Origin of the sequence: Microcoleus asticus IPMA8 (assembly GCF_013179805.1) — a bacterium.
In the GTDB taxonomy this organism is placed as follows: domain Bacteria; phylum Cyanobacteriota; class Cyanobacteriia; order Cyanobacteriales; family Microcoleaceae; genus Microcoleus; species Microcoleus asticus.
The window spans coordinates 25,935-38,916 of the sequence record NZ_SRRZ01000021.1; the positions used below are offsets into that span (position 1 = coordinate 25,935).

The 12,982-nt window shown below is 46.2% G+C and carries 8 protein-coding genes; 4 read left to right on the forward strand and 4 right to left on the reverse strand.

The annotated features are described in order from the left end of the window. Positions 1-98 precede the first annotated feature (98 nt). Positions 99-2,129 carry a bifunctional serine/threonine-protein kinase/formylglycine-generating enzyme family protein gene (locus tag E5S67_RS07900; RefSeq protein ID WP_172186521.1) on the forward strand — a complete coding sequence of 677 codons (2,031 nt, stop codon included), beginning with the start codon at positions 99-101 and terminating at the stop codon, positions 2,127-2,129. A 64-nt stretch (positions 2,130-2,193) separates the two neighbouring features. Next, complete coding sequence (locus E5S67_RS07905; protein ID WP_172186522.1) at positions 2,194-2,544, forward strand: hypothetical protein; 351 nt, start codon at positions 2,194-2,196, stop codon at positions 2,542-2,544. Here E5S67_RS07905 and E5S67_RS07910 read toward each other — a convergent pair. From E5S67_RS07910 to E5S67_RS07920, 3 genes are all read right to left on the reverse strand, one after another. Next, on the reverse strand, positions 2,525-3,544 hold the full coding sequence (locus tag E5S67_RS07910; RefSeq protein WP_216670283.1) for a hypothetical protein: 1,020 nt from the start codon (positions 3,542-3,544) through the stop codon (positions 2,525-2,527). The genes E5S67_RS07905 and E5S67_RS07910 overlap by 20 nt on opposite strands. Before the next feature lie 47 nt (positions 3,545-3,591). Continuing rightward, positions 3,592-4,161: a hypothetical protein gene (locus tag E5S67_RS07915; RefSeq protein ID WP_172186524.1), complete on the reverse strand. Its 570-nt coding sequence runs from the start codon at positions 4,159-4,161 to the stop codon at positions 3,592-3,594. 285 nt (positions 4,162-4,446) lie between these two features. After that, positions 4,447-6,225, reverse strand: coding sequence for a DMT family transporter (locus E5S67_RS07920; protein WP_172186525.1), 1,779 nt, complete (start codon positions 6,223-6,225; stop codon positions 4,447-4,449). Between the two features lie 537 nt (positions 6,226-6,762). Here E5S67_RS07920 and E5S67_RS07925 point away from each other — a divergent pair. Together E5S67_RS07925 and E5S67_RS07930 are read left to right on the forward strand one after the other, a co-directional pair. Further along, positions 6,763-10,098, forward strand: coding sequence for a non-ribosomal peptide synthetase (locus tag E5S67_RS07925; RefSeq protein WP_172186526.1), 3,336 nt, complete (start codon positions 6,763-6,765; stop codon positions 10,096-10,098). A 139-nt stretch (positions 10,099-10,237) separates the two neighbouring features. Then, positions 10,238-11,674, forward strand: coding sequence for a PepSY-associated TM helix domain-containing protein (locus tag E5S67_RS07930; protein WP_172186527.1), 1,437 nt, complete (start codon positions 10,238-10,240; stop codon positions 11,672-11,674). 153 nt (positions 11,675-11,827) lie between these two features. Here the strand turns inward: E5S67_RS07930 and E5S67_RS07935 are convergent, their stop codons facing one another. Continuing rightward, positions 11,828-12,937, reverse strand: coding sequence for an alpha/beta fold hydrolase (locus tag E5S67_RS07935; protein WP_172186528.1), 1,110 nt, complete (start codon positions 12,935-12,937; stop codon positions 11,828-11,830). Positions 12,938-12,982: the final 45 nt, after the last annotated feature.

Sequence of the window (12,982 nt, forward strand, 5' to 3'; positions counted from 1 at the left end):
TAGGATCAATTGTTAATAATCAATTATTAATTATTAGTATTCCATGAGGGGGCCAAAAGGATATATCATAATCTTCATCGGATCATTTCTTCCCAGATATGTTCTACTGCTCTAATCCCACGTGTTCTCATCCTTTCAATCCCGACAACTCTAAATTTTGTCAAAGTTGCGGATTGCAAGGCCTCAACCCTCTCTTCAGAAACCGCTACCGCGTGATTCGACTGTTGGGCGAAGGGGGATTTGGCAGAACCTATGAAGCGGTAGATACGGATCGCATGGACGATCCCTGCGTAATTAAGCAGTTTGTACCCCAATTTCAAGGAACCTCAGCACTTGAAAAAGCTGCAGAATTGTTTAAGCAAGAAGCGAAACGACTTTACGAACTCGGTGAACATCCCCAAATTCCTCGATTAATTGCTTATTTTGAACAAGACAAGCGACTTTATTTAGTACAAGAGTTGATTGAGGGGCAAACTTTACTGGCTGAATTAACTCAGCAGGGTGTTTTTAGCGAAGATAAAATTTGGCAGTTGCTGGCAGATATTTTGCCGATTTTGAAATTTGTGCACGATCGCCATGTTATTCACCGAGACATCAAACTTGAGAATATCATGCGACGCCGCACCTCTGTTAGCTCCTCCCTGCCAAAGGCGGGAAATTTTCGGAATTCAGCTTTCCGAAGGGGAGGGCGGGGAGAGTTAGTTTTGATAGATTTCGGCATTTCCAAACAAGTGACGGGCTCGCTGATGAGCAAAGTAGGCACGACGGTAGGAACGCCTGGATATTCGCCGGTAGAACAAATGCGCGGTCAAGTTTTCCCCGGAAGCGATTTGTACAGTTTGGGAATAACTTGCCTGAGACTGCTAACTCAATGTTTGCCAAAAGTTGACGGTTCCGATGACCTTTATGACCCGATAAACGGCGACTGGATGTGGAGAGAACGGTTGCCAGCAGGCACAAAAGTCAGCAGCGAGCTGACAAAAATTTTAGATAAGTTAATTGAAGATTATCTCAAAAATAGATATCAATCTGCTGATGAAGTAATCAAAGCTTTAAATCTTTATTCTTTACCTCCTCAACCCCCTTTTGTCAAGAAAGGACAACTTGCTTTAAATTCTTCTGTGACAAAGGGAGGGCCACTTGCTTTAAATTCTTCTGTGACAAAGGGAGGGCCACTTGCTATCCATACTCCGCTCAATCAAAGCGGGCAAATCAATAGCAATATCTCTGTCAATAGCAGGGGAAAATCCAGCACGAATCCGCCTTCCAACAAGGTCTCGCAGAGAATGGCCGCTGTCAAAAGCACTTTTGAATTTCAGGTGGTGACAGTAGACAAGCGCGGGAAGCAAACTAATGCTAACAGCCGCCAAGCGCGTTTTTTTGAAGAACATCTTGGTAGCAGTACAGTGCTGCAAATGGTATCTGTTTCTGGCGGTACTTTCCTCATGGGTTCTCCAAAAGATCGGGGTGACAGCGACGAAAAACCGCAGCACCCAGTAACTTTAGGCTCTTTCTATATTAGCAAATTTCCAGTCACTCAAGCCCAGTGGATAGCAGTTGCGGCGCTGCCGGAAATTAAAATATTTCTCAATCCCGATGCTGCCCGTTTTAAAGGTGCAAATCGACCTGTAGAAAATGTATCTTGGTACGAGGCTGTGGAGTTTTGCGATCGACTTTCTCGCAAAACTGGTAAGAATTATCGCTTGCCTAGCGAAGCCCAATGGGAATATGCTTGCCGGGGGCAAACTACGGGGCCGTTTCACTTTGGGGAAACGATTACCAGCGAGTTAGCCAATTACAACGGAAATTCTAATTACGCTGACGCGCCGAAGGGAGTTTATCGCTTTCAAACGACAGATGTTGGCAGTTTTAAACCTAATGCTTTCGGATTGTACGATTTCCACGGAAATGTTTGGGAATGGTGCGCGGATTCTTGGCACCATAATTATAACGGTGCGCCTGCAGATGGCAGCGTTTGGGAGTCTGACGGGGACTCTTCGCTGAGGTTGTTGCGGGGAGGTTCTTGGAACGATCATTCTCCGAATTGTCGCAGCGCGTGCCGCCTCAGATATCAGCCGGATTGTAAGGCTAGTATTGTGGGTTTTCGAGTAGCTGTTTGTTTTGAGTGATCAGAGTCCAAGGGCAATTATTTATCGCGTTCAAAAATCGCCCACCTTTGTAACTCTAGAAGAAATGACCCAAAATTTAGCACTATTAATTTCGCTAGCAATTGAAGTTCCAACTGTTCTGCTGTTAGCACAGCTTATGGAACCAAGACCTGACAAAAAGCTGCTCTTGCTGCTAATCTGCGCTGGCATTGCTACTCTTGTAACTCATCCCCTAGCTTGGATCGGCTCCCAAATGCTGATTCCCTATTTGAGATTTCCAGAACGAGCAGGATCGATCGAAATCATTGTGACGATCGCGGAAGGGGCTTTCTACGCGCTAGTAGGTAAAATAGGCTGGCGGCAAGGACTTTTTCTGTCAGCAATTGCTAATGCCACCTCTTTCTTCGGCGGCTTGGCTATCTACCAACTGCTTTAACTTCGATGAACCCTGTTTCCGCAGGACAAACTATAGCCAGCAACAAAATGGGAATTTCTAACCAAGCATGAATAGCAGCTACCAACGAGTAAACGCTGCGAGTACCTGTAAAAGATTGAGTAAAAGCCACAAATAAAAGTGTTCCCAAGATAGCAACTGTCCCGCGAAACAGCCAGCCCCTTTGCCAAGGAAAGAAAGTACGAGCTTTTGCCCAACTCGCAGCATCATCCCAGTGAGGCAGTACGCCGAGAACAACCGCATAGTGCATACACTGAAGGAACACGGCGGCAGAGAAAGCTCGGTCGCCCATAGCTTCCCCGTGCAGCTCTGGAGGTACAAATACGCCCAAGTGAGAGGAAAGTGACCCTGCTTTCAGCAGCGAAACTGAGGGAGATAGCAGATGAAGTTGAGCTAAGGCGGCGTGTGGCAAGCCGGAAAGAATTAGCAGCGGTATGGTAACAAAAACTAGCAAACAGCAGCATAAAGCGCGCTGTCGCCGTTCGCCTCGTAGTCTTTCGGCGATGAAACCAACTGGTGTTAGGTTGTGCAAGATACTAAAAACCAACAGCAACATAGCAGGCGCGATCGCAATGCCTGCCGTCACTCCCGCCACCACTGCTATGCCAAAAGCACCCCACAGCCAACTACGCAAGGCGAGTTTAGGAACGACTAATCCTGCTAGGCACGCAACGCAAGTTAATTCTAAAGGTGCGATCTGCAAGCTAGAAATCAAGCCCAGCATAAAGCAGGTGCGGAAGCTAACAATTAGCAGCAGGAGCCAAATCATCCCCAAACGTAAGTTGTTTCCCAGGCGAGAATTAAAACGACCATCAACATAGCGCAATTCGGTGATGACGTGAGCTAGTCCAAACATTGCCAGGGCCATCGTGTAAGTTGCTAGTGGCAAAGCAACTGATATCAGAGCGCAGGCTAGCACAAGCACAATTGCTGCTATTAGCACCAACTTATGTCTTGGCGGTAAGGTTTCCATCGTCTCCATGAGGTGCAAGGATTGCTATAGCAAGAACGGATAGCATTAGAGCGAAACTATTTAGGCAGCTTGCGCAATCTAAAAATTACTATAGCTGTTACGACGGGGCTGGAAAGCACTAAAAGCCCCAAAATAAACATTTGAGAATTACTGCTTTTCTTCCTTAATTCTAGATTGTTGTTACTGATAGAAACAATTTCCAATACATCCGTAATGTCCCCAACGAAGATGGCGGCGACATATCGCGAGTGCTCAATTTGTAGTTTTGATGGAATTAAACGTCGATCTTTTTCATCAAATTTTTTAAGTTGTTCGGCGAGAATTTCTCCAGGTTTAACCGCTGATTTTGGCAGGGCGTAAACTTGGCTATACATCCGATATCCGTGGTCACCAAAACACAGATTTGGCTTGAGGATTCTATGACTACCTGGGAGTGTCGAGTTAACAGAGCGGACGACAGCTATAAATAAATAATGAGGATATTTATTTAAGTTATCAATTTTAAAACAGGCATAAACTTTAGTAAATCCTGGTGTCAGCACATCTGCACGCGCAGGCAAAGATAGTCCTAAAGATAAGACTAATGACAACAGTAAAAATGTCGATTTTATGGTTAATTTTTGCATGGGTTTTAGCTAGACTGAATAGATTAGGACTAAGGCAAAAAAACCCGTTTCTATGAAAAATCGTGGATACACCCTGTGTTGGATTGAGGAAGGAAACCCAACCTACAGTATCAACTAATACCAATTATGTATGAAGCTGCATAGAATGGGAAGCCTGAAATCTTTTCTGGTCAAGGATCTATTCTATGCAGCTTCACAGAAAATTGGTATTAGTTTTTCTTCTGTAGGTTGGGTTGGCAGCTCATGTACCTGAGAAAGGCTATACCGTTAAAGAAAAATATTACCTCAACCAGCCTTCTTCTGAGGAGCCACTATGCGTTCCACACTCATAGCAGCCACGCTCAACGTCACCACAGCCATGCCGAGAATTGCCACAGGCTGCAACTTTTCATTGATAATTAGAAAACCGAAGAGTGCGGTCATTGCTGGCCCCAAAGTGCCAATTACTGACGCTAATGCCGCCCCCGCAAAGCGGATGGCAAAATTATTCAAAAGATAGCTAAACAGCGTCAGCACCCCTAAAACAACACCTCCTAAAATCAAACCAGGCCAAACATTTTGGTCGATTTTAGGAGATAAATTTTCCGACAGTGGCACCCACAAACTCAGGGACGAAAATACAAAAATCGCGGCGAAATTAACTAAACTAAAAGGAATGGGGTGCAGCTTGCCCGCGGCCATTTGCGTCAGCAATACGTAACCTGCAAAGGTAATCCCAGAAGCCAGTGCTGCAGCGACTCCCACTCCAACATTGCCGCCGCCGGGAGCTGGAGCGGCAAAACTCGGCCACCCAGCTAAAATCAAACCTGCGGTAATCCCGAATATCGCAAAAAAGCCGACTGTGGTGGGGCGAGAACCAAACAAGATCCAAGAACCCAGTACGGTGACGATCGGATAAATAAAGAAAATCGTAATCGCAATCCCCGCCGGAATATTGCCGATCGCCAAATAAATCAAAACCTGAGACAAAAACAGAAAAAATGCGCTTCCTAAAACCTTGCTCCACAAAGCTCGATCGCCCGACTGGAACAACCGTCTAATATCTTTCCACACAGAAGGATACAAAAATGTCGCCAATATCGGCATCAAAGCCATCACTACGATCAGCCGCATCAACAAAATCAACAAAGAATTTCCAAAACCTGGAGTCACCACCCCCGGAAATTCAAACAAGCCAAAAACCATCCGAGGATTTTTGCCTTTAATCAGAATTCTCAAACACACATTAAATAGCGACAATACCACCGCCGAAGACAAAGCCAGCACCAAACCTGTCTGTACTTGAGAAGCTGCTTTAGCGGTTGCTGGAGAGGGCACTGAAGAGGGTTCCGGCACGGGTTCCCGCGGCGTTTCCACAGGTGTTGGCTGCACTAATGGCGGGCGGACAGAATTAACAGAATTAGTTGATTCCTCGGGATAGGAATCTTGAGCATCGAAAGGATTCTCAAGATATTCTTCTTCTGCTTCGAGTTCTTCTCTGATGCGGTTTACGAGATTTTGTAACAGCTCTTCCCCTTGCAGTTCCAGGGTTTTCATGTTGTTGAGCCGCACGGAAAGCTCGCTTTCGTAACTGGTTAAATCTTGTTCCAGCATCTGGAAACTGCGATCGATCCTTTCATCCAGCGCCGCCAGCAACTCCGAGGCCCGTTCGTCGTAGTTGCTCGGCGGCAGGGGTATCGGGAACTCGCCGCTGGGGATAGGGCTGCTGAGAGAATGTCCCGAGTTAGCGCTGAGTTCGTTGAACCGCTGCACCAACAAATCTTGCAAATTGTGAGCCAAAACTTGAGCCAACTGCTTCAGCCACAATTGCTGCTGCTGAATGTATCGCCCAGACAGAGATTCCATTTGCTGAGACTGCAATTTGCGATATTGCTCCCGGAGGTCTTCAATATCTTCAATCAGGTGATTTTTTTCAGTTTGCAGCCGAGTAATGTCTTGATTTAACTGGCCTTTGACATTTTCATGCAAAGCGTCGAGTTCTTGCATTACTGAGTGGAGGACTTCTTCTGCTGATTGTGCATCCTCTGGCTCGCCCTTTGACGAGTATACGTTCCGCTGCGCCATTAGCCTATAACCTCTAATTTAAACTGCACGTTCAGTGTTCTTAAGTATTTTGCCAAATCAGGTCGCAAGTTCTAGTGAGTGGCTCTAAAAGATTGCGGACACTGTTGAATCAATAGTAGTCGCTAAGCTACAAATGTGAGAAAATTGCGTGAAGCAAAGCTATCCCGCTCTTAATCGCCCCAAAAACACTTTGTGCAATTAGAAATCATACTACAGCTTGACCTCTCCACGGATTGCTCCCGGTAATTCTCGCATCTAACTCACCAGATTGCACCCGAATCACAAGCCTAAGAGCTTGTTGGGCGACTAAATTTGATTGGGGGGTGGCACTCCTAGCCCCTCAACGGATAACTTGATGCTGCGGCCAGAAATCCGGTTTCTTTTGCCCGCCTTTCTCTCGCACTCCCGCACCCAGATTTATTATATTAAAGGTTCCGATCTTTTGCTCGCGAAAGTTTTAAGAGGCGATCGCACCGTCAAAAAGCCACCCCGCGCCATCAAAAAATTAACACACCTCATTCCCCAAGAGCAACAGATATGGCATCAGAAATTTATAACGATTCCTTTACAAACGAGCTACAAAAACTGAATATTTCCTCAGAAGCCGAAGTGTTTGTCTTTCCGGCCTCATTTGCCCAGCAGCGCTTGTGGTTTCTCGACCAATTCGCACCGGAAAACCCTTTCTATAATGTAGTAACAGCACTGCGCTTAACAGGTTCCCTCAACTTAACAGCCTTAGAGCAAACCTTCAACGAAATAGTGCAGCGACACGAAACTTTGCGAACCACTTTTGCAGCGGTATCAGGCAAACCAGTGCAGATAATATCTCCCGCTTTCAAGACTAATTTAAAACTCTTAGAGCTGCAACATTTGCCACCAGAACAACGGCAAACAGAAGCAAATAAACTCACCGCAGCAGAATCTCTTCGCCCTTTCAATTTATCCACGGGGCCGCTGATGCGAGTAACCATCCTGCGGCTGACAGAAACCGAGCATATTCTCTTGCTAAATATGCACCACATAGCTTCCGATGATTGGTCGATCGGCGTGCTAATTCGAGAAGTGGAGGTCATCTATACAGCTTTGATCGATCGACAGCCATCTCCCCTGCCAGAATTATCACTTCAATATGCCGACTTTGCCGAGTGGCAGCGCGAATGGCTGCAAGGTGAAGTATTAGAAACTCAGCTAGCTTATTGGCGGCAGCAATTGCACGGAATTTCGGCGTTAAATTTGCCGACGGATCGCCCTGCACCAGCTAGGCAAAATTATCGGGGAAAAACTCAATATTTAGAAGTGCCTAAAAAGCTGAAGGACGCACTTGTAGCGCTCTCGCAGCGAGAAGGAGCGACTTTATTTATGACAGTGCTCGCAGCATTTCAAACTTTGCTTTACCGCTACTCGCAACAAGAAGATATTGTTGTAGGTTCGCCGATCGCCAATCGCAACCGCAGCGAAATAGAAGCATTAATCGGTTTTTTTGTCAATACTTTAGTGCTGCGAACAGACTGCTCGGGAAACCCGACATTTCGAGATTTTTTGGGCCGGGTGCGGGAAGTAACCCTGGGAGCTTACGCTCACCAAGATTTGCCTTTTGAGAAGCTCGTCGAGGAATTGCACCCAGAGCGATCGTTGAATCGCCACCCGCTGTTTCAGGTGGTATTCGGGCTGCAAAATGCGCCGCTGGACGAGCTAGAATTGCCAGAATTAAAGTTGAGTTCTTTCCCTTTGGAGACTCAAACAACGCGCTTTGATTTAGAGCTGTATTTGTGGGAAGCTTCCGATAACTTTAGGAGCAGATACGGCGAACATTGGGAAGATTCGGAAGGCCTCAGAGGCTTAGCTGTGTACAATACAGATTTATTTGATGAAGTTACGATCGCCCGAATGCTGAGGCATTTTAAAACGCTGCTGGAAAGCATTGTAGCTAATCCCGAACAAAGAATTTCTAACTTACCTTTATTGAGCGAGAATGAAGTGAATCAATTATTCAGAGAATGGAACGATACTCGGACAGATTATCCTCAAAATAAGTGCATTCATCAGTTATTTGAGGAGCAAGTTGAGCAGCATCTGGAGGATGTCGCCCTAACTTTCGACAGCAAGCACCTGACTTACAGAGAACTTAACAGTCGCAGCAACAAACTGGCGCGCTACCTGCAAAAAATGGGCGTGGGGGCGGAGGTTTTAGTGGGGCTTTGTGCAGAACGATCGATCGACCTAATTGTCGGGATGTTGGCTATACTGAAAGCGGGAGGAGCTTACCTACCGTTAGATCCGAGCTATCCGCGCGATCGGCTAAACTTGATGCTGGAAGATGCTCGAGTTAAAGTCTTGCTAATTCAGGATAAATTGATTGAGAATTTCCGAGACTTCTCAAACTCGGTGATTTACTTCGATCGCGACTGGGAAGACATAGCCAAAGAAAGCGCCGAAAATCCCGCCAACACCGTAACAGCAGACAACCTAGCTTACGTTATTTACACATCTGGCTCAACAGGAAAACCCAAGGGAGTTGCTGTCACCCACAAAGCAGTAAATCGGCTGGTACTCAACACCAACTATATAAAAATAGAACCTACCGATAAAATTGCCCAAGCATCAAACGCTTCATTCGATGCAGCCACGTTCGAGATTTGGGGAGCCTTGCTTAACGGCGCTCAACTCGTGGGAATTAGCACAAATATTACCCTTTCGCCTCACGATTTAGCCTTAGAACTGCGCCAACAAGGCATCACCGTCTTGTTTTTAACAACTGCCTTGTTTCAACAAATTGCTAGAGTTTTACCGCAAGCTTTTGATTCGCTGCGCTGCTTGCTGTTTGGCGGAGAAGCGGTCGATATGAGATGGGTTCAAAAAGTTCTCCAACAAAAGCAAAGCACTAAATTAATTCACGTTTACGGGCCTACAGAAAATACTACATTTTCGGCTTATTATTGCGTGCAAGACGTACCCGAAACCGCAACATCTATCCCCATCGGCCGCCCGATCGCCAACACGCAAATTTATCTCCTCGATGCGGATTTGCAGCCGGTGGCGATCGGTGTTATGGGTCAATTGTACGTCGGCGGTGATGGACTGGCGAAAGGCTACCTCAACCAGCCAGATTTAACTGCTGCTGCATTCATTCCTAATCCTTTTAGCAATAAATCTGGTTCTAGCCTTTATAAAACAGGTGATTTAGGTCGCTATTTAGCTGACGGCAACATCGAATTTTTAGGCCGCGTTGATGACCAAGTAAAAATTCGCGGCTACCGCATCGAATTGGGAGAAATTGAAGCGGCTTTGTGCCAGCATCCACAAGTGCGCGAAGCAGTAGTAATTGTGAGGGAAGACATCCCCGACGATAAACATTTGGTAGCTTATGTTATTCCTGACGGCATTAATGAGAGATTAGAAATTCCCAATCTAAAATCAAGTGACTTGCGCCAATTTTTGAAAGAAAAGTTACCAGGATATATGGTTCCTGTAACTTATGCAGTGTTGGAGAATATGCCACTGACGCCTAATGGCAAAGTAGACCGCCGCGCCTTGCCCGATATAGATACAGACAGCGAGGATATAACAGAAAATTATGTAGCGCCTCGGACGGAACTCGAAAAGGCGATCGGGAAAATTTGGGCTAAAGTTTTGGGAAAACAGCAAGTTAGTATCTACGATAATTTCTTTGAACTAGGCGGGCATTCCCTACTAGCAACTCAGTTGATTTCTCGCATCCGAGACGCTTTGCAAGTCGAGTTATCGGTCAGCAATTTGTTTGAGGCTCCGACTGTGGCGAGTCTGGCAAAATACATTGAGACAATGCGCTGGGCTGCGAAAGGTTTGGATACTCCCAGAACCGACGAAAATGAGCGCGAAGATGTGGAATTTTAAGCGCTTACATAATTGCGGGATGATTTTGATTGTTTTGTGGAATTGGCATCCGCAGCAACTCTGTTTAACAGCCTGTCTTTTGACATTTTTCATACTTGTGTAGCATAATGATTTTTTCTCGATATTTTGGCAAAAGACAATGAGTAAATTGAACAGCGTTTTGAACCCTTCACTGGTTGCTGAACCTCCCAGTAATCGTTTTTATCGCACCGTTTGGCGATGGCACTTCTATGCAGGCTTGTTTGTTATTCCTTTCATGCTGATTTTGTCAATCACAGGCATCATTTACCTGTTTAAACCGCAATTAGATGCTGCGATGTATCACCAGAATATGTTTGTGCAGCCTGCGGATGTGGTGATGCCTTATACTCAACAGGTGGCAGTTGTTCAACAAACTTATCCTGATGCCAAAGTAACAAAATTTACGCCGAGCGTTGCGTCTAATCGTAGTGCTGAAGTGACGATCGCGACTAAAGATGAACGAACGCTAGCTGTTTTCGTGAATCCTTATACGGCTAAGATTTTAGGCGATCGCGATGAAAATAATAATCTCCAAGCGATCGCACGCAAGATTCACGGCGAACTGATGATCGGAAAATTGGGAGATTATATAGTAGAGCTTGCTTCTTGTTGGGGGCTTGTGCTGCTGATTACAGGATTGTATCTGTGGTTGCCTCGCGGCAAAGTAACTTTTTTAGGAACATTAATTCCGCGTCTGTGGAGCCAGAATAAGCGGGTATTTTGGCGGGACTTACACGCCGTTTCGGGATTTTATGGCGTATTGCTAATTGGCTTCCTCATCCTCAGTGGACTACCCTGGACAGGTTTTTGGGGAGATACCTTCGCTCGTTTGTCGAACTACTACCCTGCACAAATGCGGGATAACGTGCCTCAATCGACAACACTCACAGGCTCCCTCAATCAGCAGGGCAATCAAGTTGTGCCTTGGGCAGTGGAGCAATTACCAATTCCTAAATCGAGTACGCCTAGAAATGAGCATCATTCAGGACATAACGAAGTTATCGGGCGAACTCTTGCTGATACCTCCGTAAATCTAGATTCTGTTGTAAATTTAGCCCAAGCAAAAGGCGCACCCCCTGGATTTAGTGTTAGTTTTCCAGAATCCCAAACTGGTGTGTATACGGTTTCGGCATTTCCAAATAATCCGGCGCAAGAAGTCACTTTGCACATTGATCGATACAGTGGCAAAGTATTAGCAGATGTGCGATGGAAGGATTACGGGTTAGTACCCAAAGTCGTATCAATGGGAATTTCAATTCACATGGGAAAATATTTTGGATTGAGCAATCAACTACTGATGTTGTTTGCATCCTTAATTTTGATTGTGCTTTCAGTAAGTGGTACGGTGATGTGGTGGCAGCGTCGTCCGAAAGGGACGGGTTGGCTCGGTGCGCCTGCAATTCCCACCCATGTTCAGGGATGGAAAGTGCCACTCGCAATCGTTGCTGTTTTAGGGATTGCCTTCCCGCTTGTAGGACTTTCACTCGTCACCGTTCTGCTGTTGGATTATTTCGTGTTGGCTCGTATTCCTGCCCTCAAGCGCATTTTCAGTTAAAGGTGGGAGGGTGACAAAGAGGTCTAGGAACTAGACCGAATCAGTGCCTAGGTTGGGCCCCCGAGGGAACGAACCCTCCGTTTCACTCCGCCCAACATTTTCGCTACAATTTTCCTTAACTAAACCGTATTGGATTTTAAGTCACATTTTTAGTTAAGAAATTTCAGTGCAGAATGCCCTGACAGCTTCGGCAAACTCCTGGTTATGTTCCATTAATGCCATGTGTCCTCCTCGCTTTATAGTAACTAGCTCTGCTTGAGGTAATTCTGCTTTCATTCGCAGGCTAGCTGGGGGGGTAGTGGCGATATCTGAATCGCCGCAGATCACCAACACTGGAATGTCAATTGATGGCAAAGTTTTTGTTTCATCATATTTGAGCATTCCCAGCGTGCCGCGAGCGAGAACGCCGGGAGAACCCAAGGCTGATAATAAAGCTGAAAACTCTAATTGACCGCGCGTTTCAGTGCCTTTAAATCCCGATAATTCTACACTGATGTGCAGTGAACCATTGAGATAGCTCAGCCAAGTCATTCCCCACATAATGGGTTCAAGAGCTGCGGTGAGGTAGAGCAGAGGTTGGAGCAGCGGCTTCTGCAAAGCGCGTAATAAACCGCTAAAAATAGCGGTTTTGACGGGATTAGTATAAGTGGTATCTACCAGAATTAAACCAGCTACTCGACTACCGAGAAGTTCTGGGAAAAGCCGACTGAATGTTAGAGAAATCATGCCGCCCATGCTGTGTCCGAGTAGGATAACAGGTTTAGTTCCTGCTATGGCAATGACGGCTTCGAGATCGCGGGCAAATTTTTCTAGGGAATAGTCGCTGTTTTTTGGTCGAGTGGATTTTCCCAAACCTGGAAGATCCCAAACAATCACTCGGAAGCGATCGCTTAGTTGCCGTTTCGCGTAATACCAAACCATACTGTTCGGCCCCCAACCATGTGAGAGGATAATCGGCTGTCCGTCCTCTGGGCCGTAGAATTCTACTTGTAAAATAGTGCCATCAGGCCTCTCTAACCGCTGCACCGTACCCGTCCGCGTGGGCTTGGGTTCGTCAGCACCGGGGCGGCGGAACAGCGGCAAACTGATAAAGCGGCCGCCAACAGACCAAAGAAGCATCAAGACTCCGCTGACTAAGTAGGAAATCCCTACAAGTTCGCCGATGTACCATTCGTAAATAATATATATACCTCCGCCAAGTACCCCGATCGACAGCAATCCTACCAGCCAGAGGAACAGGAAATTGAAGGGCATGAACGGCATAAGCTGAAACCTTGGGTAGAATTTGGGTTGCGAATTCAAACAGGA